Here is a 22482-nt window from a genome sequence, read left to right as displayed (position 1 = left end):
GCTAACGCCGTACCCGCGGCATCCCCAGACCGATCCACGAGATGATCTCCCGCTGGATCTCGTTGTTGCCGCCGCCGAAGGTGAAGATGACGGCCGAGCGGTAGCCGCGCTCCAGCTCACCGTGTAGCACGGCGCCCGCCGAGCCCTCCTTGAGCGCCCCCGGTGCGGCGACGATCTCCATCAGCCAGGCGTAGGCGTCCCGGCGCGCCTCGGAGCCGTAGACCTTGACGGCTGAGGCGTCCTGCGGGGTGAGGGTGCCGTCCTGGACGGCGCCGACCATCTGCCAGTTGAGGAGCTTGAGGGCGTCGAGCTTGGTGTGGGTCTGGGCGAGGCGGCGGCGTACCCAGGGCAGGTCGATCACCCGGCGGCCGTCGGCGAGCTTGGTCTCCATGGCCCAGCGCTGGACGTCGTGCAGGGCGCGGATGGCCATGGTGCCGTGGGCGGCGAGGGTGACGCGCTCGTGGTTGAGCTGGTTGGTGATCAGCCGCCAGCCCTGATTCTCGGCGCCGACTCGGCGGGAGACGGGGACGCGGATGTTCTCGTAGTAGCTGGCGGTGGTGTCATGGGAGGCGAGGGTGTTGATGAGGGTGCAGGAGTAACCAGGGTCGGTCGTGGGGACGAGGAGCATGGTGATGCCCTTGTGGGGCGGGGCGTCGGGGTCGGTGCGGGTGGCCAGCCAGACCCAGTCGGCGGTGTCGCCGTTGGTGGTCCAGATCTTCTGGCCGTTGACGACGTATTCGTCGCCGTCGCGTACCGCGCGCGTCTTGAGGGACGCGAGGTCGGTGCCCGCTTCGGGCTCGCTGTAGCCGATCGCGAAGTCGATCTCGCCGGAGAGGATCCTCGGCAGGAAGTACGCCTTCTGCTCGTCCGTGCCGTACTGCATGATCGTCGGGCCGACGGTGTTGAGCGCCATCAGGGGCAGCGGTACGCCCGCCTGGGCGGCCTCGTCGAAGAAGAGGAACTGTTCCATCGCGGTCAGGCCGCGTCCGCCGTACTCCTTGGGCCAGCCCACGCCGAGCCAGCCGTCGGTGCCGAGCCGTCGGATGGTCTTGCGGTAGTGGCGTTTCTGGGCTGCCGGGTCGGTGAAACGGGTCTGGGCGAGGTCCGGCACCAGTTCGGCGAAGTAGTCGCGCAGTTCGCTGCGCAGTCGCTGTTGCTCGGGCGTGTATTCGAGATGCACGGCGCCTCCAGGCTCCCCAAGGGCGGTCCTGACGGCGCACACCGTAGAACGTGTTCCAGAAATTGGGAACGGTCAGGCGAGGGTCCCGATGAAGTCGGTGCACGCCCGGGCGCACCGCCAGCACGCCTCGGCGGCCTTCTCACCACCGGAATGGCCGTCGAAGGTGTGCGCGCACTCCATGCACACCGACCGGCACCACTCCAGCTGGGCGCGGATCGCGGCCTCGTCGAGGAGGTTCTGCTCGGACAGCACCTGGCAGGTCGCGTCGCAGACCTCCGCGCACATGATGCCCCTGCGCCGAAGGATCTCCTGTTCCATCGCCCCGTCCGGATCCACCAGGCTCGCGCGCAGGGCGCAGGCGCGGGCGCAGTCGGTACAGGCCTGGGCGCAGGCGAAGCGGTCCTCCAGGAACTGGACGAGCTGCTGCTGGGAAGTCGTCGCTGTCACAAGGTGCGGGTAGCCGGAGCCGACGGTGTCAAACCCCGTACTGCCGGACATTGCGGCTACGTGGTGGGACCACACTCGCCGGCGAACCTCCGCGCGAGATCCCGATGGTGCTCCGCCACCTGGCTCATCTGAGCGCCGGTGATGACGGTGCCCGGCATGGATCCGAGCCGCTCGATCTGCTCGGCGAGGCCGAGGTGCTGGGTGCGGCCGTGCTCGCGGCAGGTCAGGCAGGTGACGCTCTCCGGCCGTCCCGAGGTCATCGCGTACGGCACGCTGAGCCCGCAGCCGGTGGTGACCGTCCCGGGCAGGTCCCCGACCAGGCCGAACGTGCCGGCCAGCAGGTTGCGCACACGAGCGTCGTCGCGGGTCACACTCTGTTCGACGTGGATATGTGGGTCGGCACCGTCCATGGGCCCATCCTGCCCATTTCCGGGTCGTGGGTCGATGTCCGGGGTGCGCCGCTCGTCGCCCGTCGCTACGGTGCAGTTCTGGTGTTCCGGTGTTCGGGTGCGGTTGCGGGAGGCGGCATGGCCGGCGACAAGGCGGCGAAGCTGCCGCGCAAGGCGTACGAGAAGGAACTGCTGCGCCTCCAGACGGAACTGGTGCGGCTTCAGGAGTGGGTGCGTGCGTCGAGCGCCCGGCTGGTCGTGGTCTTCGAGGGACGGGACGCGGCGGGCAAGGGCGGCACCATCAAGCGGGTCACGGAGCACCTCAACCCGCGCGTGGCCCGGATCGCGGCCCTGCCCAAACCGACCGAGCGCCAGCGCACCCAGTGGTACTTCCAGCGGTACGTCGAGCATCTGCCGGCCGCCGGGGAGATCGTGCTGTTCGACCGCAGCTGGTACAACCGGGCCGGCGTCGAGCATGTCATGGGCTTCTGCACCAAGGAGGAGTACCAGCGCTTCCTGCGGCAGTGCCCCCTCTTCGAGCGGATGCTGGTGGAGGACGGGATCCTGCTGCGCAAGTACTGGTTCTCGGTGAGCGACGAGGAACAGCAGGACCGTTTCCGTCGCCGTCTGGAGGACCCGCTGCGCCGCTGGAAGCTGTCCCCGATGGACCTGGAGTCGATCACCCACTGGGAGGACTACTCCCGGGCGAAGGACGAGATGATGGTGCACACCGACATCACCGAGGCGCCCTGGTACGTGGTCGAGAGCGACGACAAGCGCCGGGCCCGGCTGAACATGATCGCCCATCTGCTCGGCTCCGTGTCCTACCAGGACACGGAGCCGCCGGTCCTCGAGCTGCCGGAACGGCCGGATTCGACCGGCTACCGGCGGCCGCCGCGCGAGCTGCAGAACTACGTCCCGGACCACGCGGCGAGCCTGTGAGCCTCAGCTCTCCCCGGTCCGCACCACGGCGACCGGGCACTCGGCGTGATGCAGCACCGCCTGGCTGACCGAGCCCAGGAGCAGCCCCGCGAAGCCGCCCCGACCGCGCGCCCCGACCACCACGAGCCCGGCGTCGGCGCTGGCCTCGATGAGGGAGTGCCGGACCCTGCCGCGCACCAGCACGCGGTCCACGGTGACGTCGGGATACCGGTCGCGCAGCCCGCCCAGCGCCTCGGCCATCACCCGCTCCTCCTCGTCGCGCAGCCGCCCCTCGTCGTACGTCACGAAGGGCGGGTCGGCGGGAGCCTCGTAGGCCCGTTCGCTGCGGGTGCTCCAGGCGTGCAGTGCCTGGAGGCGCACTCCGTGCAGGGAGGCGTGGGCGAAGGCGAACTCGACGGCACCGCGCGCCGCGGGCGAGCCGTCCACGGCGAGGAGGACGGGGCCGGCCGGGTTGGGCCTGCCCCGCACCACCAGCACCGGGCAGGCGGCGTGGGCGGCGAGGTGGCCCGCGGTGGAGCCCAGCAGCATGGCGCCGAACCGGCTCAGGCCCCGGCTGCCGACCACGGCCATGGACGCGGTGCGCGACTCGATCTCCAGCACCGTCACCGGTTCACCGACGACGACCTCGCGCGTCACCTCGACACCCGGGGCGGTGTCGTGGGCGCGCCGCTCGGCCTCGGTGAGGGTGCCGTCGAGGAGCTGGCGCACCCCGGCGCTGCTCGTCTCCCACGGCCGCCCGCCGGGCGGTATGTGCGCGGCCGGCCAGCCGAACGCGTGCACCAGCCGGAGCCCCACGCCCCGCAGCCCCGCCTCGCGCGCGGCGACCTCCACGGCCGCCATGCTCGACGGCGAACCGTCCACCCCTACGACCACCGGGCCCGTCATCGCGTTCCCCTTTCCGGGCAGGATCCGCGAGCGCGCTGCTGCTGGGCTCCACCGCGGTGCCCCTTGTCCTCCCAGCCTCCCTCCACCGGCCCCGTTCCGCACCGGACCGGCCCGAACCAGGTCAGTCCGGCAGGACCAGCCGCCCCTTCTCCCCCGGCTGGAGGGTCACCTCGTGCTCGGGGAGCCGTACGTCGATCGGTGAGGCGTCGGAGGAGGGGACCTCGATCTCCAGCAGTCCCCGCTCCAGGCGCAGCCGTACGCCCCAGTTCTCCTGGTAGCGCAGGGCGAACCCGTACGTGGACAGTTCGGGCAGGGGCACCGGGTCGAGCCAGAGCGCGCCGCCCCGGGTCTCCAGGCCGGTCAGTCCGCGCTGGACGAGGTCGAGGGTGCCGGCCATGGCGCCCAGGTGGATGCCCTCGCCGGTGGTGCCGCCCTGGACGTCGGCGATGTCGCCCTGGAGCGCCTCCTGGACGAACGTCCACGCCTCGCTGCGTCGGCAGCGGGCCAGCACCCAGCCGTGGACCAGGCCGCTGAGGGTGGAGCCGTGGCTGGTGCGGTGCATGTAGTACTCGACGGTGCGCCGCCACATGTCCTCGTCGAGGCGGTGGCCCAACCGGCGGAACAGTCCGCCGAGTTCGGCCGGGGCGAACAGGTAGCCGAGCATCAGGACATCGGCCTGCTTGGAGGCCTTGTAGCGGTTGACGGTGTCGCCCTCCGCCTCCAGGATCCGGTCGAGGCGCCGGATGTCGCCGTACCGCTCGCGGTAGCCGTGCCAGTCGAGCTCGGCGAGGTCGCCGTAGCCCGCGAACTGGCTGATGACGTCGTCGTGGAAGGGCACGTGCAGCGTGTGCGAGACGTCCTCCCACAGCTCGAGCTCGCCGCTGTCCAGACCGGTGCGTTCGACGAGTTCGCGTCGGCGGGGCTCGGGCAGGGTGTCAAGGAGCTCCAGTGTGCGCGCCAGCACCCAGGCCGCGGTGACGTTGGTGTAGGCGTTGTCGTCCAGGCCCGGCTCGGCGGCGTCCGGGTACGCCTCGTGGTACTCGTCGGGGCCGACGACGCCCTTGATGCGGTGCCGGCCCAGGCTGTCGTCGTGGACGGCCTTGTCGGCCCAGAAGCGGGCGATCTGCAACAGCGTCTCGGCGCCCTTGGTGTGCCGGAACTCCATGTCGCCGCTCGCCTCGCAGTACTGCCACACGTTGTAGGCGATGGCCGAACCGACGTGGTGCTGGAGGTGGGAGTGGTCGGGCAGCCAGCGTCCCGAGCGTGGATTGAGGTGGAGCTGCTGGGTCTCCTCGCGGCCGTCGCTGCCGCTCTGCCAGGGGTACATCGCGCCCCGTCGGCCGGCCGCCGCGGCGGTGGTGCGGGCCTGTTCGAGGCGGCGGTGGCGGTAGCGGATCAGGGCGCGGGAGACCTCCGGGAAGTGCAGGTTGAGGTAGGGCAGGACGAACAGTTCGTCCCAGAAGACATGGCCGCGGTAGGCCTCGCCGTGCAGTCCCCTGGCGGGCACGCCGACGTCGAGGTCGGCGGTGTGCGGGGAGAGGGTCTGCAGTACGTGGAAGAGGTGCAGGCGCAGGATCCGGCCCGACTCTCCGGGGACGTCGAGTTCGGCACGGCGCCAGAGCTGGCCCCAGGCCGCGCGGTGCGACGCGGCGAGCGCGTCGAAGTCCGGGGACCGGCCGACCCGGTCGACGGCGGCGTGCAGGGGGTCGCTGATCGCCGGGTCGCGGGAGGTGTGCAGGGCGACGGTCTTGTCGACGGTGGCGGTGCGGCCGGGGGCCAGGTCGAGCCGCAACCGCTGGATGACGTACGGCAGTTCATGGCGGACCGTCGAGGGCGCCTCGGTGGTGAGCCGGGCCGCGAGGCCGATCCGGATGTCGGAGGTGCGGGTGCGGCAGCGCAGCCAGACCGTGTCCGGGGCGGAGGTACCGGTGTGGATGTGGGTGAGATGACGGCCGTCCAGGTCCCGGTAGCGCGCCACACCGGAGTTGGTGACACCACCGTCCAGGGCCGCCTCCACCTCCAGCGGTCCCTCGAAACCCTCGGAGGTGAACTCGGTGCGTAGCGCGGCCATATGTGGGTCGGCCATATGCACCATCCGCAGCTGGCGTACCGCCAACACACGGTCATCGCCCAGGTCGTAGCGCGTGCGACGCTCCATCAGCCCGTCGGCCAGGTGCAGCAGCTGCCGGTGTTCGAGCACGGTCGTGGTGTCGGGGTCGATCCAGTGCCCCTCGGGGAGGCGGAAGCGCAGGGGCAGCCAGTTGGGGACGTTGACGATGTCCTCGTTCTCCACACTGCGGCCCGCGACATTGGAGGTGAGCCGGTTGTAGATGCCGGCCACATAGGTCCCCGGATAGTGGATCTCGTCGGCCGCGCACTCGGGGAGCGCGCCCCGGGTCGCGAAGTAGCCGTTGCCCAGGGTGCACAACGACTCCCTGAGCCGCTCGTCGGCGGGCGTGTAGCCCTCGTACTCCCAGCTCCAGCCCGCGGCCTCGGCCTCCGGGCTCAGGTCGTCCGTCACTGCGGCCCTCCTCCCCTGCAGAGTTCTCCGAGATCTCGTACGACGATGTCGGCGCCGTGTCGCAGCAGCCGCTCCCCGGTGTCCGCACCGGCGGCCCGGTCCACGCCGACGACGAGGGCGAATCCACCGCGCCGGCCCGCCTCCACGCCCGCGAGGGCGTCCTCGACGACCGCGGCCCGGTCCGCAGGCACACCGAGTCGGCGCACGGCCTCCAGGAACAGGTCGGGCGCCGGCTTGCCCGCGAGCCCCAGCCGGGCCGCCTCACCGCCGTCCACCAGGGCGTCGAACAGTTCGAGCACTCCGGCCCTGCTGAGCAGCTCGCCCGCGTGCCGGGACGCGGAGGCCGCCGCGCGGGGCACTCCCGCGGCACGCAGTACCTCGACCAGCCGTACCGTGCCCGGGTAGGCGTCGACGCCCTGCTCGCGAAGCCGCTCCGTGAAGAGCCGCTCCTTGTCCGCGGCCACGGCACGCACCGTCTCGGGCGACGACTCGATGCCGCGTGCCGCGAGGAAGGCCGCCGCTCCGTCGAGGCGGGACTTGCCGTCCACGTGGCGCAGATAGTCGTCCCGCACGTCGAAGGGGCGCCGCTGATCCGGGTCCTCGGGTGGGTGGGCACGCAGGAAATCGTCGAAGGCCACCTTCCAGGCGGCGGCGTGCACCCTGGCAGAGTCGGTGATCACTCCGTCGGTGTCGAAGACGACGGCGCGCACATCGCGCAGGGCCGGGGCGAGGGAGTCCTCGGGCTGTGGCATGGTCACAGCCGCCAGGTCGGGTGATGCGCGGGGCCGGGTCGTGTGCTTACGGCATCCAGGGGACATCCGTCCTGGCCGGGACTCCGGTACATGAACCGCACGGGCCTCCTCACCTCCGTTCGGGCCTCGTCCCGCGACCGGCGGGATCCGCTCATGGGTACCCGCAGGGCCCGCCTTGTCACCTACGTGAGCTTTTGAGGGGCCGACCGGCCCTGGCGCTGTCGCCACGCTCGTGGTGTGCTGGAGGTGACGGGAAGGACCCGGGAAGACGCGGAGAAGCGGCTCACAGCCGCGCACCGCGCAATCAGGATCCGCGAGAAGTGGATGGGGCCCTTCCCGCCCTGTGTGCCGACCGAGCGCCGACCGGGCGCAGGCGGATGGATGACCCAGGCGTATGGATGCCTGGTCTACGCGTTTCGCGCAAGCATCAGCTCATTCATCACGGTCATGAGGCGGGAGCACACCCGTCCAGCGCCCGGAGCGCCTCCTCGGCCACCGCGCGGGTGTCCGCCTTCGAGGCGTCCGAGGCGAGGGCGGTGAGCCGGGCGCGCAGTCGTAGTTCGTCCCCCGGCCGGGTGCCGGTGGTCACCAGCCAGTGGGCCAGGCCCTCCGCGGCATGGTGGCGCACCGTTTCGTCCGGGTCGTCCAGGGCGCGGACGAAGCGCGGCAGGTCCTGAGGGGTGTGTTCGTCGGTGGCGCTGTGCGTGTCGAGAAGCGAGAGCGCGGCGGCCCGCACTTCGGCGGAAGGCGTACGGTCCACGATCCGCCGCAGCCCGGGCAGGGCTTCCTCCAGGCCGATGAGCGCGTCGTGCGTCAGCCAGACCGTGTTCGGATCGGCGGCGAGATGGGCCACCAACGCCCGGGCCACGGAACGGCGTTCCCAGAGCCACAGCCCGTCGGTCACCCGCGCGTCCAGTCCCTCCACCGCGCCCGCGCGCACATCACCGTCGGGGTCGTCCAGCAGCTGGAGCAGCAGCCATACGGCGTCCCAACGCCCCGCCTCCCCCATGGCCTTCGCGGCGGCCGCGCGCGTACTACCGGGAAGCGAACCGTCGGTGACGGCCGTACGCAGCGCCTGGGCGGCGCCCCGTGTCCCCGCGGCTCCCAGCGCGGCCGCGGCCGCCGCACCGGCGTAGGCGTCGCCCAGCCAGCGCGTTGCCGGACCGGTCACCCGCTCGTCGCCCCGCCGGCCGAGCCGCCACAGCAACGACTCCGCGACCTCGGCGTCCTGCTCGGCCTCCAGGGCGTGTGCCAGGGCTTCCTGACCCCGCGCGTCCTCCACGTCGATCAGCCGGGCGGCCGCTGTGATCCGCACCTGGGCGGACTCCGCCCGCAGCCCGGCCACGAGCGCATCAAGGATGGGTTCCGTCCAGAGATTCGGGAGCAGTTCGATTGCCTGCACACGAGCTTCCGGTGTGCCCCGCTCCGCCGTACGGACGAGTTCCGCGCCGACGGCGGGGTCGTCCCGGAAGTCGTACACCAGGCTGCGGGCACGTCCCCACACGGCCCAGTCCGGGTCGCCCAGCAGTGCCATGAGCCCTCGCCGGTCGCCCGGCACGCCCAGGGCCCGTAGGCCGTCCAGGGCGTTGATGCGCAGGTGGTAGTCGGGGTCGCCCAGCAGACGCGAGAAGGCGTCCACGACCTCGGGGCTGTCGAGCCCGAGCCGGATCGCGGCGCGCGAGGCCCGGCGCCGTACCCATGGATCCTCGTCGCCCATGAGGGCGGTCAGGACCGCGTGCCCCGCCTCGGGCACGCCGAGCCGCCCCAGCCCCGAGGCCGCGGCCTCACGCACCTCGGGGGCCGGATCGTCCACCGCTCCGGCGAGCACCCACGCGTGCTCGTCCCGCCCGATCCGGCCCAGCCCCTTCGCCGCGGCCGCGCGCCGCCAGGTGTCGCCTTCCGCCAACTCCCGCAGGAAGAAGGCGATCTGTTGTTGCGATCCCATGAACACCCCGGTGAGTCAGACCAGTGAGTCGACGGGAGGTTGTACGTCAGGAGTCGCTCGATGCCGGCTCATTAAGGGTGATCGCCCCGGAGGGGCAGACGCCGGCGGCCATCCTCGCGGCCGCGCGCTGGGCGGTGGGTGGCTCGGCGTGCAGCAGGAGCACACGACCGTCCTCGGGGTCCTGGTCGAAGACCTCGGGGGCGGTCAGCGCGCACATCCCGGCGCCGATGCAGCGCTCACGGTCGACCCGCAGGTGTGTCGTCGTCACGACCCCGCCTTGTCCCAGGTGACGGGGAGGCTCTTGACCCCGTAGATGTCCGCGGTCTCCGGGCGCAGGTCGACCTCCTCGGCGGGTACGGCCAGTCGCAGTGTGGGGAAGCGCTCGATCAGCGCGGGCAGCGCGGCCCGCAGTTCGACGCGGGCCAGTTGCTGGCCCAGGCACTGGTGGATGCCGTGGCCGAAGGCCAGGTGCCCGACGCCCTGCCTCGTGATGTCGAGCGTATGCGGGTCGGCGAAACGCTCGGGGTCGCGGTTGGCGGTGTGGTACGACAGGACGACCGTCGTGCCGGCCTCGATGATCTGGCCGCCCAGCTCGACGTCCTCCAGCGCCGTCCTCATGAACGACTTGGCGACGCTCAGATACCGCAGCAGCTCCTCCACGGCTCGGTCGGCGAGCGCGGGATCGGCGCGCAGCGCGGCCAGTTGTGCCGGGTTCCGCAGCAGCGCGAAGGTGCCGAGGGACAGCATGTTCGCCGTGGTGTCGAGTCCGGCCGCCAGCAGGATGAGGCCGATCCCCTGGAGTTCCTCGTCGCTCAGATCGCTGTCGACGAGTTCACTGAGCACATCGTCGGTGGGGTGCGCGCGCTTGGCGGCCACCAGCTGTGCGACATAGTCCTGGGTCGCGGTGTAGGCCTCTATCAGGTCCTCGTCGCTCGTCTCCCCGTTCATGAACTTCTCGATCTGTTCCTGGAAGGAGTCCCGGTCGTCGTACGGCACTCCGAGCAGCTCACAGATGATGATCGCGGGAATGGGCCTGGCGAACGAGCCGACCAGGTCCGTCGGCGGTCCGGCCTTCTCCATGGCGTCCAGGCAAGCGGCGGTGATCTGCTCGACCCGTTCGGTGAGCAGGCGCATCCGGCGCACAGTGAACTTGCCCACCAGCGGCTTCCGGTAGCGCCCGTGCTGCGGCTCGTCCATGAGCAGGAACTCGCCGGGCGGGGCAGGGGGAAGCTCGAAGTCGACCACGTTCAGCAGGTCCTTGCGCGAGCTGAACCGCGGGTCGGCCAGGACCGACCTCACCAGGTCATATCCGGTGATCAGCCAGCCGGGTTTGCCGCCGGGGTGGGTGAAGCGACTGATGGGGCCGTGCCGACGGGCCTCGATCAGCTCTTTCGGCGGGTCGAAGGGACAGCCGGGCTGACGCGTCGTCGGCAGCGTCGCGACGGTGTGGAGGGACTCGGTCATGACCATTCCTCATCTCGCGATAGTACGTGTTTGAATCGAGATGAAAGCTACGTTGCGTTCATGATTTGGTCAATCGAATGAAGGACGTTCTCCCAGGTGGACAACGGTAAATCGGTGCAATGACGCCTGGATCAAATGCAACGGAGCGTTGCAATGAGCGATGGTGAAGGCAATACCGGCGATGCGTCGGGGACGCAGCTCACGCACGTGACCTTCGCCGCCACAAGGTCGATACTGCTCATGAGCCCATCCGCCGGCCCCACCAGGAGGCACCCATGAAGATGCTGATCAACGTCGCGGAGACCGTGGTCGCGGACGCGCTGCGCGGAATGGCCGCCGCGCACCCCGAGCTGGTCGTCGATGTGGACCATCGGGTGATCGTCCGGCGTGACGCCCCCGTGGAAGGGAAGGTCGCCCTGATCTCCGGTGGCGGGTCGGGGCACGAGCCGTTGCACGGCGGGTTCGTGGGTCCGGGGATGCTGTCGGCGGCCTGTCCCGGTGAGGTGTTCACATCGCCGGTGCCCGACCAGATGGCGCGGGCCGCAGCCGCCGCCGTGGACAGCGGGGCCGGGGTGCTGTTCATCGTGAAGAACTACACGGGTGACGTGCTGAACTTCGACATGGCCGCCGAGCTCGCCGAGGACGAGGGCATCCAGGTCGCGAAGGTGCTGGTCAACGACGACGTGGCGGTGACCGACAGCCTCTACACGGCCGGACGGCGCGGCACGGGCGCGACCCTGTTCGTGGAGAAGATCGCGGGCGCCGCGGCGGACGAGGGGCAGCCGCTGGGGCAGGTGGAGGCGATCGGGCGGCAGGTCAACGAGAACTCCCGCAGCTTCGGCGTGGCCCTCAGCGCCTGCACCACGCCCGCCAAGGGCAGCCCCACCTTCGATCTGCCGCCCGGCGAGCTGGAGTTGGGCATCGGCATCCACGGCGAGCCCGGCCGCGAGCGGCGGGCGATGATGACTTCGGGCGAGATCGCCGACTTCTCGGTGGGCGCCATCCTGGACGACATGACGCCGCGCAACCCCGTCCTCGTCCTGGTCAACAGCATGGGCGGAACACCGCTGTTGGAGCTGTACGGCTTCAACGCCGAGGTCCAGCGGGTGCTCTCCGAGCGTGGTGTCGCCGTGGCCCGCACCCTGGTCGGCAACTACGTCACCTCACTCGACATGGCCGGCGCCTCCGTCACCCTGTGCCAGGTCGATGAGGAGCTGCTGCGGTTGTGGGACGCGCCGGTGAAGACGCCCGGGCTGCGGTGGGGAATGTGATCCGGAGTCGCATCGACCCAACTGACCTGACACGCAAGGAGATCCAGTGCTCGACGCCGCATTCTTCCGCCGTTGGATGACGGCCACCGCCGCCTCCGTCGACCGTGAGGCGGAGCGGCTCACCGCTCTCGACTCCCCCATCGGGGACGCCGACCACGGCAGCAACCTCCAACGCGGCTTCCACGCCGTCACCGCGGAACTGGAGAAGGAGGACCCGCAGACGCCCGGCGCGGTCCTGACACTCGCGGGCAGGCATCTGATTTCGACGGTCGGCGGGGCGTCCGGGCCGCTGTACGGGACGTTGCTGCGCCGTACCGGTAAGGCGCTCGGGGATGCCGGTGAGGTGAGCGAGGCCGAGTTCGCCCAGGCGCTGCGGGCGGGGGTGGACGCGGTGATGACCCTCGGCGGCGCGGCGCCGGGTGACAAGACCATGATCGACTCGCTGGTGCCGGCCGTGGACGCGCTCAGTGACGGGTTTACGGCAGCGCGGGCCGCCGCCGAGGAGGGCGCCCTGGCGACGACGCCGTTGCAGGCCCGCAAGGGGCGGGCGAGCTATCTCGGGGAACGCAGCATCGGGCACCAGGATCCCGGCGCCACGTCCTCGGCACTGCTGATCGCGGCCCTCACGGAGGCTGCCGGTGAGTGACGACAAGGGCGAGCGACTCGTCGGCATCGTGCTGGTCTCGCACAGCGCTCAGGTGGCGGCGTCGGTGGCCGAGCTGGCCCGAGGGCTCGCGGGCGGCGCCACGGCGGTGCCGGTGGCCCCGGCGGGCGGCACCGAGGGCGGCGAGCTCGGCACCAGCGCCGAACTGATCGCGGCGGCGGCCGCGTCCGTGGACCGCGGGGCCGGGGTCGCGGTGCTCACCGACCTGGGCAGCGCGGTCCTCACGGTCAAGGCGCTGCTCGCCGAGGGCGATGAACTCCCGGACAACACACGCCTGGTGGACGCGCCGTTCGTCGAGGGCGCGGTGGCCGCGGTGGTCACCGCGGCGGCGGGCGCCGATCTGGCGGCGGTGGAGGCGGCGGCCTCGGAGGCGTATACGTACCGGAAGGTGTGAGGGTGCCGGGGTAGGCGTCGTCGCCCTCGCCATGGCTCCTCGGCCCGCATATAGCGCCTCCGCACATAGGGCCCCCACACACGTGGGGGCCCCACCCCTCCCCAGCCCGCCCCTACACAACCCCCTCCGCCACCACTCCCAACGCCACACGCAGTGTCGCCGTCAGTTCCGCCTGTGCCGTCGCCCGGTCGGGGCTGGTGTCGGCGGTGTGCCACGCATAGTGCTCGACCGCCGCGCGCAGGGCCGCGTTGAAGGTCGCCGCCTGGATCGTCGGGCGCAGGTCGTCGGCGGGCAGGCCGGCGCGTTCGGCGAGGACGCGGGCGAACGCCGGTTCGGCCTCGTCATAGGTCTGGAGCCAGATCGCGCGCAGGCCGGGCTCGGTGCGGGTCAGCCGTACCAGTGCGCCGACGGTCGCGCGGTCTGGCCCGGCGAGAGCGAGTTCGTCGTTCGCGAGCTCCTGGTCGAAGAGCTCCTCAAGGGGCTGCTCGGGGCGCCAACGTCGCAGAAAGTCGGCGATCAGATCGATTCCCGCCGAGAACAGCGGCCGTACACAGCTCTCCTTGCTCGGGAAGTAGCGCCAGACGGTCCGCGCGGAGACGCCGACCGCCTCTCCGATCTGCTCGCCCGTCGTCGCCGCCACGCCCTGCGTGACGAACAGGTCCACCGCGGCCCGCGCGATCCCCAGCCGGATCTCGGCCTTGCGTTCCTCGGTCAGGGGCGGTCGGCCCGTAGGGCGGCTCGTACGTCCACGGGCTGCGGTCATGTGCCCCTCCGGTCGGTGGTGATCACTCTCCCGGAATTCTCTCCCAGGACTTTATGTCACTCAGAGACATTAAGTCGTAGGGTGAGGCTCCCCGGGCGCGTTCGACACGCCGCCCCACTCACACATGGATAGGAGAACCACATGGCCGGCGGACTGGACGGACGCAGTGTCATCGTCACCGGAGCGGGCTCGGGCATCGGGCGCGCGGCAGCCCTGGCCTTTGCGGCACAGGGCGACAGAGTGGTGGTGGCGGACCTCAACGCCGAGGGCGCGAAGAAGGTCGTCGAGGAGATCGAGGAGGCGGGCGGCGCCGCTGTCGCGGTGGTGGGCGACCTGAGTGACCAGGCGGTCGTCGACCAGGTCGTCGGGACCGCCGTCGAGCGCTTCGGCGGAGTGGACGTCCTGGTGAACAACGCCGGGATCATGGACCGTATGTCGGCTCTGGCGGACGTCACGGACGCCGAGTGGGAGCGGGTCGTCCGGGTCAATCTGACCGCCCCGTTCCTGCTCACGCGCGCGGTGCTGCCGCACATGCTGAAGGCAGGCGGAGGAGCCGTCGTGAACACGGCGTCGGAGGCGGGTCTGCGCGGCAGCGCGGCGGGTGCGGCCTACACGGCGTCGAAGCACGGCGTGGTGGGGCTGACGAAGTCCCTCGCGGTGATGTACCGCAAGCAGGGCATCCGCGCGAACGCGATAGCACCCGGCGGCACCCAGACGGGGATCGTGGTGGACGCCGCACAGGACGCGCACGGGCCCGCGGTGCTGGGCCCGCACTTCGTCAACCTCGGCCGGGTGGCACAGCCGGAGGAGCAGGCCGCCGCGATCGTGTTCCTCGCCTCGGACGCGGCGAGCAACATCAACGGCGCGATCCTGCCGGTCGACGACGGCTGGGCGGCGGTCTGACGCCGGGACACACGCCTGGACACATGCGTCTGGACACGCGTCTACCCGCCCGCCCTGTCCGCGAATTGAGGCTCTCAGCCGCCCTTCACGAACTTCCTCGCCGCCTCCTCCCCGGCCGTCACCGCGGCCGCGGTGTCCTCGATCGGCGTGACCCGTGTGTCCTTGAAGACGATGTAGGTGACGCCGGAGGCCGTGCCGCCGGTCCGGGGGTCGGGCGGGATGCCGAGGGCCTCGGCGGTGGCGTACGAGGCCTCGCCGATGATGTCCTGCGGGCCGACGTCGCCGACGACGGCGTACCGCACGCGGTCCTGGTACACGACGGCCGCGAGCGTGCCGCCACGGATGCCGTGGGCGGCGTAGTCCCAGATGTCGCTGGGGGTGGGCACGACGATGTACGGCAGGTGTTCGGCGCTCAGGTGCCTGCCGTCGGACTGTTGGAAGGCCGTCGTCTCGGAGAAGTACGGATCCGTGTCGCGGTTGCAGTGATCGGTGGGCTGTCCGTCGCAGTCGATGTCCATGTCGGCCTTCCAGAACACGGCATCGCCGGTCCCGCACACCGGGATCGTCGCGGGCAGCCCGCCGTCGCTGCGATAGCGGCCCTGCGACACGGGGGTGCAGTCGCGGACCCTGGACAGCAGGTCGGCCGCGCCGACATCGTCCTCCCGGCGCACCTCGGGCCAGTCCTGGACCGTGGGTGGAGCGGGGGGCGGCAGCGTCGGGGCGAGCAGCGCGGCGCCTGCCGCGGCCAGCGTCAGCGACTGGAAACGCACGATGAGGAACCCTCCGCCGGGGACGCCGACAGACACACGGCGGGGCACCGATGAACACTCGGCCCGATCTGTTGGCGTGCGGATCATGCTGCCACCGCGGGGCCCGTACGCCGCACACCCCGGCGACACGAAATCGGCGCCCGAACTGTCCGCCAGGGACCGGGGACCCGGGCCCGCGACGGGCTCCGGCCCCCGGCCACCCGCGTCCGGCGCCGGATCAGCGACGACAGCGGCCTGCGCCGGGCGGCATGAACTCCCCATCCCCCATGGAGAGTTCGGCCGCGAGGGGCTTCAGCATACGTAATCTCCGGGGCGGGTCACCAACGGGCGGCGCTGCACCGGGGACCGGCGGGTTCACCGACCGACGCCCTCTGACCGACGCCCTCTTGATGTGATCGCGTCAGCCGAGTCATATTGGTCCGTACCATCGCCGCGAGGCCGCCCCCGGGAGGCAGAGTCGTGCGTCGCGTTCTCGTACTCGTATCCGCCGTCTGCACGGCGCTCGCGCTGCTCTCCTCCTGTGCGTGGGGCGAGCCGGACGGAGACGGCGGCGGACGGCTGCCCGGGGCGCCGACGGGGGTCACCGCCGACGCGGGCAGCGCGACCAGCGTGCACGTCATGTGGAACGCGGTCTCGGCGGATCGCGGCATCCGGCACTACGAGGTGTATCGCGGCCCCACAAAGGTCAAGGAAGTGCCAGGGGCGGAGCACATGGTGGATGTCACCATGCTCAAGCCGTCCACCCCCTATGCGTTCACCGTGCGGGCCCGTGACACGGACGGGCGTCTCGGGCCGCCGAGCAAGGTGGTCCGGGCGACCACTCCGTCGGCCGTGGCAACCGACGACAAGGCGCCGACGCGGCCGGGGAAGGCCACGGGACGGGCAGTGGGCAGCCGGGCGGTTCAGCTGTCGTGGTCGGGTGCGACGGACGACCGGGATGTGGTGTCGTACGACATCTATCAGGGCGACACGAAGATCCACAGTGTGGGCGGGAACCAGACGGCGACCGTGGTCACCGGGCTCAGGCCCGGCACCCGATACTCCTTCAGCGTCCGGGCCCGCGACGCGGCCGACAATCTCTCCCCGGCCACGGCGGCCGTACGCATCACCACGCCGGGCACCGATGACGGCCGCGGCACCGCTCCGACCGGCTTCCAGGTCACGACCCATCGCGCGGACGGGGCTTACTACCTCGATCTGAGCTGGGTGCCACCGCGCGCCGACGGGGTCGTCACGGAGTATCAGATCCAGCTCGACGGACGTGCGGCGACCTCGCTGGTGTACGGCGGGAGCGCACCCAGGGACAAGGCCACGTACAGCTTCTATCTCACCCCGGAGAGCGGAGTGAGCCATCGGGTGCGGATCCGAGGGCGGCTGCCGGACGGCACCTGGGGCGGCTTCTCGACGGAGCGGACGGTGACGACGGGACCTCGGGCGTGACGACCGGAGCGCAGGAGTGAAGGGCGGGGCACGGGGCTGAGAGCCGGCCCGTTTTCCCCCGGATGCGGCGGCACATCACCTGTCCGGGGGACGCCCGCATGCGGGCCGGTCCTGGGGCGCGTTGGCTGCCGTTGAGGCAGCACGGGTGTTCCCGACCCTCGGCGGCGCAACGGACGTACCGCCGACCGTGCCGCCGGAGGGAACCCACATGCGCAACTCATCGCTCTTCCTCCGCTCGGGCCTGACCGTGGCAGCCGCCTCACTTCCCCTCTTCGTGGCCGCCGGACCGGCCGCCGCGGTGTCGGGGATCTCCGTGAGCACCACCGGGTCCACGGTCTCCGTCACGACCAGCACCTGCACGAACGTCAACGGCAGCTGGGGCACCGCCTCGCTGCTCAACAGCCGGCAGGCGAACTTCGCCCAGGGCCGCCAGGTCTCCCTGTCGGGGTCGGAAAAGCTGCAGTCGGCCGCCTGGGCGAACGTGAGCCCCGGCACCTATACCGTCATCGTCGTGTGCTCCAACGGCGCGACGGCGGGCACGCAGTCCGTGGTCGTGGCGGGCGCCACCCCCACCCGTACGATCTCCGCCACGGCCTCGCCGTCACGCGGTGTCATGGGCGGTGTCGGAGGTTCCTCGACGGACTTCGGCCCCCTGACCCTGGTGGGCGGCGGCGTGTTGGTGGGTACGGCTGCCGTGGGCACGGTCATGTATCTGCGCCGCAAGTCGAGTCCGCACCGGCTCTGAGGACGTCCGAGCGGCCGTCGGCTCACACCGTTTCGAACTCCTCCAGTGCGTGCGTGAGCCACTGGATCCAGAAGGTCTCCAGATCGATGCCCGCGCGCAGCACCAGATGCCGCAGCCGGTCCTGTGAGCTGTCCTTGCCGGGCGGAAAGTCGCGCTTGTCGATCTCCTCGTACTCGGCCAGCTGCCGCTGGTGCAGGTCGAGATGGCGGCGCAGATCCGCCTCGATGCCCTCGGTCCCCACGACGGCCGCGGCGCGCATCCGCAGTAGCAGCGTGTCGCGGTGCGGCCTCGGGTCCTGGGACGTGCCGGTCCAGCGGGCCAGTTCGGCGCGGCCCGCGGGCAGGACCTCGTAGCTCTTCTTCTGCCCACGGGCCGGCTGCTGCGACGGCAGCGTCCGGATGAACCCCTCGGCCTCCAGTTTTCCCAGCTCGCGATAGATCTGCTGATGCGTCGCCGACCAGAAGTAGCCGATCGACTTGTCGAAGCGACGGGTCAGCTCCAGCCCCGAGGACGGCTTTTCGAGCAGGGCGGTGAGAATCGCGTAGGGGAGGGACATGGGCTCATCCTAGGGACGCGCTCGGGTGCCCCTAGAGGCTCGCCGCCAGCTCGGTGCCCTGCTTGATGGCCCGCTTGGCGTCCAGTTCGGCGGCCACGTCGGCGCCGCCGATGAGGTGCGCGCTGCGCCCGGCGGCGATCAGCTCCTCGTACAGCCCGCGACGCGGCTCCTGGCCGGTGCACAGCACGACGGTGTCGACGGGGAGGACCGTGCTCTCCTCACCGGCGGTGACATGCAGTCCGGCGTCGTCGATACGGTCGTAGCGCACGCCCGGGACCATGGTGACGCCCCGGTGCTTGAGCTCGGTGCGGTGGATCCAACCGGTGGTCTTGCCGAGGCCCGCGCCGACCTTGGTGGTCTTGCGCTGGAGCAGGTAGACGGTGCGCGGCGGGGCGGGGCGCTCGGGGGCGGCGAGGCCGCCGGGTGCCGTGTAGTCCATGTCGACGCCCCAGTTCCGGAAGTACGTCTCGGGATCCTCGCTCGCCTTGTCGCCGCCGTCGGTGAGGAACTCGGCGACGTCGAAGCCGATGCCGCCCGCGCCGAGGACGGCGACGCGGTCGCCGACGGGTGCGCCGTCGCGGAGCACGTCGAGGTAGCCCACCACGCTCGGGTGGTCGATGCCGGGGATCTCCGGGGTGCGCGGGGTGACGCCGGTGGCGACGACAACCTCGTCGTAGGCGGCGAGGTCCTCGGCCGACACCCAGGTGTTCAGGCGTATGTCGACGCCCTGCCAGTCGAGTTGGTGGCGGAAGTAGCGCAGGGTCTCGTCGAACTCCTGCTTGCCGGGGACCTTGCGGGCGACGTTCAGCTGGCCGCCGATCTCGCCGGCGGCGTCGAACAGCGTGACGTCATGGCCGCGTTCGGCGGCGCTGACGGCGCAGGCGAGGCCGGCGGGCCCGGCGCCGACGACCGCGACGCGCTTGCGCAGCCGGGTCGGGGACAGCGTCAGCTCGGTCTCGTGGCAGGCGCGCGGGTTGACCAGACAGGAGGTGATCTTGCCGCTGAAGGTGTGGTCGAGGCAGGCCTGGTTGCAGCCGATGCAGGTGTTGATGGCCTCGGGCTTCCCCGCGGCGGCCTTGGCGACGAAGTCGGGGTCGGCGAGCATCGGGCGGGCCATCGAGACCATGTCCGCGGAGCCGCCCGCCAGCAACTCCTCGGCCAGCTCGGGGGTGTTGATCCGGTTGGTGGTGACGAGCGGGACCGACACCTCGCCCATCAGCCGCTTGGTGACCCAGGTGTAGGCGCCGCGCGGCACGGACGTGGCGATGGTCGGGATGCGCGCCTCGTGCCAGCCGATGCCGGTGTTGATGATGGTCGCGCCGGCGGCCTCGACGGCCTTCGCCAGCGTGATCACCTCGTCCAGCGTGGAGCCGCCCGGGACGAGGTCCAGCATCGACAGCCGGTAGACGATGATGAAGTCCTCGCCGACGGCCTCGCGGACCCGCCGCACGATCTCCACCGGGAAGCGCATGCGGTTCTCGTACGAGCCGCCCCAGCGGTCGGTGCGGTGGTTGGTCTGGGTGGCGATGAACTCGTTGATGAGGTAGCCCTCGGAGCCCATGATCTCCACGCCGTCGTACCCGGCCTGCCGGGCGAGGCGGGCGGCACGCGCGTAGTCGTCGATGGTCCGCTCGACCTCGGCGTCGGTGAGCTCGCGGGGCGGGAAGGGGCTGATCGGCGCCTGGAGCGGGCTCGGGGCTACGAGGTCCTGGTGATAGGCGTACCGCCCGAAGTGCAGGATCTGCATCGCGATCCGCCCGCCCTCGCGGTGCACGGCGTCGGTGATGACCCGGTGCTGCTCGGCCTCCGCGTCGGTGGTGAGCTTGGCGCCACCCTCGTAGGGTCGCCCCTCGTCGTTGGGCGCGATGCCCCCGGTAACGATGAGCCCCACTCCCCCGCGGGCCCGCTCGGCATAGAAGGCGGCCATGCGCTCGAAGCCGTGCTCGGCCTCCTCCAGACCGACGTGCATGGAGCCCATGAGGACGCGGTTGGGCAGCGTGGTGAAGCCCAGGTCCAGCGGGCTCAGCAGGTGCGGGTATCGGCTCATCGGGGGCCCTCCGTGCGGTGTCGTGCCTGACGTAGTTGTAGAGGACCCGGTCGGCTTTATGCAACTAGTTGCACAAGGAGGGTGGGGTGAGACGGGCCACGGAGGCCTCCGGCGAGTGGGCGGGTGCGGGTGAGTGGGGGCTGGTGAGCGGGTGCGGGTGCGTGGGGGCTGGTGAGCGAGTGCGGGTGCGTGGGGCTGGTGAGCGGGTGCGGGTGCGTGGGGGCGGGTCGCGCAGTTCCCCGCGCCCCTTGGGTACATCCGCTGCACGCCCGCTTTGGGGGCGCGGGACCGGCGGCTACGGGGGGGGCGAGGCAGCGAGGTCGTGGACGGCTGGCTGCACGGCCGGGCCCATGACCTGCGCGGCGGGCTCGCGATGCTGTTCTACGTCGATGAGCACATGGGTGGCTTCGGCAGGGCCCGTGCCTGGCCGACCTGGAGGCGGCCCGCCCGGCCGGGTGATGATCGGCTACCCGGGGCTCGGCGAGGTCGTGGTCGACGGCCGGGGTTTGTGGCGGGCCACGGTCGCGGTGTACGCGGCCTTCGGGTCACTCGGGGTCCCCGGCGGCGCCGCCGGGCCGTCTCCCGCGCGGCTGGTCCGTGAGGGCCGCCTGGCCGCCGTATCGGCTCGGAGAGCAGGGGCAGCCCGCGGCGGCGCTGCTGGCGGGCGGGGGGCATCCCCGCGACGGCGGGCTTTCGGAAGGGAGCCGTACCCGGGCTGCACGGCGTGGACGAGCAGGCCTGTCACGCTGACCCGCTCGCCGTCCACGCCGCCGATCCGCGCGCCGTACTCACCCCGCTGGGCTCGTCACAACCGAGCGACCCAGCCCCCCGCCCTTGCCCGAATCGACTCGGCCGTCAGAGCCCAGGTCGGCTCTCCAGCACCACGTGCAGTTCCCGTTCCTGGTCGCCCGAGGCCGAGGTGAGGTCGTGGACCGTGAACAGGGAGTCCAGGGTCGTACGGAGCCGTTCGATGGCCCAGTAGCCGCCCTGTGCGTCGGCTTCGACGGACGCCGAGAGCCGGGCGGGTGCCGGGCACTCATGCGCGTCCGTCACCTCGAACGTGCCGAGCCACACCATCGGGCGGGTCTCGTGGAGCTGCTGCGGCACGTCTTCGGGGCTCCGGTCGGACTCGAAGCACGTGCACAGTGCGTCGAACACGATCCGGGCGTCTTCCTTGCTGCATCCGCTGATCTCGACGGACACGGGCTCCTCGTGCAGTCGTACACGATCCATCGTGATCGCTCCTCTCGTGGCCGAGTGGCCGAGTGGCCGCACCGCGGAACCACGAGTAGCCCGCGGAACCGGACCCCAACCCAAGAAAAGCACCACCCGTGCCGGAGCACTACCGGCGGAGCCGTTCGGTCCGCCCCCCCCTCAGCCCCGCGTGAACTTGTACGTCTTGCTGTCCGTCAGCACACAGAAGCCGGGCGAGATCACGATCACGCGCAACGTGCCGCTACGGCGGTCGTAGTCGATCCCCTCCGTCTCGAACTCGCCGGAGCAGCCGCTGCGCAGCGGGAGCTGGCGCAGGGCTGTGACATGGCCGGTCACGTCGGTCGCGCCGGGCTCGGCGGACAGGTCGATCTGGAGCAGCGGCTTCGTCATGCCGAAGAGGGTGCCGGCAGGGTCGTCGGAGGAGCAGAGCAGCGTCGTCGCGCTGAGGAAGTCGCAGCCCTGTACGTCCCGTACGGCGTGGTCGAGCCGGATGCTGGAGGTCCAGGGGAGGTTCGCCGAGGGGGAGGTGCTCGGGTTGACGCCGGGAGTCGGGTGGACCAGCAGACGGGTCATCGTGCCCCACTCGCCGGAGACCATCCACTGGCCGGCGGGGGCGATGGCTACGAAGGAGTTGTTGAGAGCCTCGCCTGAGCCCAGCGTGTGCACGTATTCCGACCAGGTCCCGTTCGGTGCCTGCACCCGGAACATCTTCGCGGTGCCGGAGTCCGCCTGGTACGGCTCGATGTAGTAGCCGTTGTACGAGGCGTCGGGGTCGCCCACATGGTTCCAGCCCCGGCTGGAGACCGAGACGGGGATGGTGCCGATGCCGGTGTAGCGGTTGGGGCTGTTCGCCGGGACCTCGACGGAGGTCAGACCCTGGCTCTCGGTCAGCGGGTCGGCGCGGTCGGAGCCCGTCTCCGTCCAGGTGTCGGCGGCCTGCGCGGGCGCCGCGGTGGACAGCACGGCGGCGGAGGCGAGGGCGACGAGGCCGGTGAGAGCGGCATGACAACGTTGCCGGGCGCGCAGGGCCATGGGAGGGCTCCTCGGGGGGTGGGGGCGTGTCGGCGCACAGTCTGGCGGGGTCAGGTGGTCATGTACAGACCAAGCAGACGAACCTCCGCTGTCTGATCGGCCACAGTCACGTGCCCCGGTCCTGACTTCGGCGGACGCCCGCCGTCGTGTTGAGGGA

The 22482-nt window shown here is 71.2% G+C and carries 22 protein-coding genes; 7 read left to right on the top strand and 15 right to left on the bottom strand.

Features of this window, described 5'->3' with window-relative positions:
* Position 1: 1 nt before the first annotated feature.
* The 3 genes from IE325_RS26905 to IE325_RS26895 form a co-directional block, all read right to left on the bottom strand.
* Positions 2 to 1180, bottom strand: coding sequence for an acyl-CoA dehydrogenase family protein (locus tag IE325_RS26905; protein WP_190072657.1), 1179 nt, complete (start codon positions 1178 to 1180; stop codon positions 2 to 4).
* Between the two features lie 72 nt (positions 1181 to 1252).
* The gene (locus IE325_RS26900) at positions 1253 to 1627 is read right to left on the bottom strand and encodes a four-helix bundle copper-binding protein (protein WP_229912060.1); all 375 of its coding nucleotides are present in this window, start codon (positions 1625 to 1627) and stop codon (positions 1253 to 1255) included.
* Between the two features lie 56 nt (positions 1628 to 1683).
* Complete coding sequence (locus tag IE325_RS26895; protein ID WP_190072655.1) at positions 1684 to 2037, bottom strand: hypothetical protein; 354 nt, start codon at positions 2035 to 2037, stop codon at positions 1684 to 1686.
* 117 nt (positions 2038 to 2154) lie between these two features.
* Between IE325_RS26895 and ppk2 the strand changes: the two genes are divergently transcribed.
* A complete protein-coding gene (ppk2, locus tag IE325_RS26890) occupies positions 2155 to 2958 on the top strand; it encodes a polyphosphate kinase 2 (protein ID WP_190072654.1) in 804 nt (267 codons plus the stop codon).
* A 3-nt stretch (positions 2959 to 2961) separates the two neighbouring features.
* Here the strand turns inward: ppk2 and IE325_RS26885 are convergent, their stop codons facing one another.
* From IE325_RS26885 to IE325_RS26860, 6 genes are all read right to left on the bottom strand, one after another.
* Complete coding sequence (locus IE325_RS26885; protein ID WP_190072653.1) at positions 2962 to 3843, bottom strand: universal stress protein; 882 nt, start codon at positions 3841 to 3843, stop codon at positions 2962 to 2964.
* A gap of 121 nt (positions 3844 to 3964) precedes the next feature.
* Positions 3965 to 6364, bottom strand: a complete 2400-nt coding sequence (locus IE325_RS26880; protein ID WP_229912059.1) for a glycoside hydrolase family 65 protein — start codon at positions 6362 to 6364, stop codon at positions 3965 to 3967.
* Positions 6361 to 7116, bottom strand: coding sequence for an HAD family hydrolase (locus IE325_RS26875; protein WP_190072859.1), 756 nt, complete (start codon positions 7114 to 7116; stop codon positions 6361 to 6363). Before IE325_RS26875 ends, IE325_RS26880 begins: the two co-directional genes overlap by 4 nt.
* A gap of 445 nt (positions 7117 to 7561) precedes the next feature.
* On the bottom strand, positions 7562 to 9061 hold the full coding sequence (locus IE325_RS26870) for a HEAT repeat domain-containing protein (protein WP_190072652.1): 1500 nt from the start codon (positions 9059 to 9061) through the stop codon (positions 7562 to 7564).
* A 46-nt stretch (positions 9062 to 9107) separates the two neighbouring features.
* Positions 9108 to 9329 (bottom strand): ferredoxin, encoded by a 222-nt coding sequence (locus IE325_RS26865; RefSeq protein ID WP_190072651.1) that lies wholly within the window; start codon positions 9327 to 9329, stop codon positions 9108 to 9110.
* The gene (locus IE325_RS26860; RefSeq protein WP_190072650.1) at positions 9326 to 10525 is read right to left on the bottom strand and encodes a cytochrome P450; all 1200 of its coding nucleotides are present in this window, start codon (positions 10523 to 10525) and stop codon (positions 9326 to 9328) included. The genes IE325_RS26865 and IE325_RS26860 overlap by 4 nt, the downstream gene beginning before the upstream one ends.
* A 275-nt stretch (positions 10526 to 10800) precedes the next feature.
* Here IE325_RS26860 and dhaK point away from each other — a divergent pair, with 275 nt between their 5' ends.
* The 3 genes from dhaK to IE325_RS26845 are packed head-to-tail and all read left to right on the top strand — an operon-like array spanning position 10801 to position 12854.
* Complete coding sequence (dhaK, locus tag IE325_RS26855; RefSeq protein WP_190072649.1) at positions 10801 to 11796, top strand: dihydroxyacetone kinase subunit DhaK; 996 nt, start codon at positions 10801 to 10803, stop codon at positions 11794 to 11796.
* Between the two features lie 46 nt (positions 11797 to 11842).
* Entirely contained in the window at positions 11843 to 12442 is a 600-nt protein-coding gene (gene dhaL, locus IE325_RS26850; protein ID WP_190072648.1) for a dihydroxyacetone kinase subunit DhaL, read from the top strand.
* Complete coding sequence (locus IE325_RS26845) at positions 12435 to 12854, top strand: PTS-dependent dihydroxyacetone kinase phosphotransferase subunit DhaM (RefSeq protein WP_190072647.1); 420 nt, start codon at positions 12435 to 12437, stop codon at positions 12852 to 12854. The genes dhaL and IE325_RS26845 overlap by 8 nt, the downstream gene beginning before the upstream one ends.
* Positions 12855 to 12966: 112 nt before the next feature.
* Here the strand turns inward: IE325_RS26845 and IE325_RS26840 are convergent, their stop codons facing one another.
* The gene (locus IE325_RS26840) at positions 12967 to 13617 is read right to left on the bottom strand and encodes a TetR/AcrR family transcriptional regulator (RefSeq protein WP_190072646.1); all 651 of its coding nucleotides are present in this window, start codon (positions 13615 to 13617) and stop codon (positions 12967 to 12969) included.
* 141 nt (positions 13618 to 13758) lie between these two features.
* On the opposite strand from IE325_RS26840, the gene IE325_RS26835 reads away from it, so the two are divergent.
* Positions 13759 to 14520 carry an SDR family NAD(P)-dependent oxidoreductase gene (locus tag IE325_RS26835; RefSeq protein ID WP_190072645.1) on the top strand — a complete coding sequence of 254 codons (762 nt, stop codon included), beginning with the start codon at positions 13759 to 13761 and terminating at the stop codon, positions 14518 to 14520.
* Between the two features lie 74 nt (positions 14521 to 14594).
* On the opposite strand, the gene IE325_RS26830 is transcribed toward IE325_RS26835, so the two are convergent.
* Positions 14595 to 15290, bottom strand: a complete 696-nt coding sequence (locus tag IE325_RS26830; protein WP_190072644.1) for a glycoside hydrolase family 75 protein — start codon at positions 15288 to 15290, stop codon at positions 14595 to 14597.
* Between the two features lie 459 nt (positions 15291 to 15749).
* Between IE325_RS26830 and IE325_RS26825 the strand changes: the two genes are divergently transcribed.
* Both IE325_RS26825 and IE325_RS26820 read left to right on the top strand, forming a co-directional pair.
* Positions 15750 to 16730, top strand: a complete 981-nt coding sequence (locus IE325_RS26825; protein WP_190072643.1) for a fibronectin type III domain-containing protein — start codon at positions 15750 to 15752, stop codon at positions 16728 to 16730.
* Positions 16731 to 16938: 208 nt separating this feature from the next.
* Positions 16939 to 17475 (top strand): hypothetical protein, encoded by a 537-nt coding sequence (locus IE325_RS26820; RefSeq protein ID WP_190072642.1) that lies wholly within the window; start codon positions 16939 to 16941, stop codon positions 17473 to 17475.
* A gap of 22 nt (positions 17476 to 17497) precedes the next feature.
* Here IE325_RS26820 and IE325_RS26815 read toward each other — a convergent pair whose 3' ends face one another.
* The 4 genes from IE325_RS26815 to IE325_RS26800 all read right to left on the bottom strand — a co-directional run bounded on the left by IE325_RS26815 (position 17498) and on the right by IE325_RS26800 (position 22325).
* The gene (locus tag IE325_RS26815) at positions 17498 to 18031 is read right to left on the bottom strand and encodes a PadR family transcriptional regulator (RefSeq protein WP_190072641.1); all 534 of its coding nucleotides are present in this window, start codon (positions 18029 to 18031) and stop codon (positions 17498 to 17500) included.
* Positions 18032 to 18062: 31 nt separating this feature from the next.
* Positions 18063 to 20078: an NADPH-dependent 2,4-dienoyl-CoA reductase gene (locus IE325_RS26810; RefSeq protein WP_190072640.1), complete on the bottom strand. Its 2016-nt coding sequence runs from the start codon at positions 20076 to 20078 to the stop codon at positions 18063 to 18065.
* Between the two features lie 855 nt (positions 20079 to 20933).
* Entirely contained in the window at positions 20934 to 21311 is a 378-nt protein-coding gene (locus IE325_RS26805; protein WP_190072639.1) for a hypothetical protein, read from the bottom strand.
* Positions 21312 to 21452: 141 nt separating this feature from the next.
* Positions 21453 to 22325 carry a hypothetical protein gene (locus tag IE325_RS26800; protein WP_190072638.1) on the bottom strand — a complete coding sequence of 291 codons (873 nt, stop codon included), beginning with the start codon at positions 22323 to 22325 and terminating at the stop codon, positions 21453 to 21455.
* Positions 22326 to 22482 lie beyond the last annotated feature (157 nt).

The organism is Streptomyces lanatus (assembly GCF_014655715.1).
In the GTDB taxonomy this organism is placed as follows: domain Bacteria; phylum Actinomycetota; class Actinomycetes; order Streptomycetales; family Streptomycetaceae; genus Streptomyces; species Streptomyces lanatus.
The sequence above is the reverse complement of the archived record's forward strand: the minus strand, read 5'-3'. Positions and strand labels throughout refer to the sequence as shown.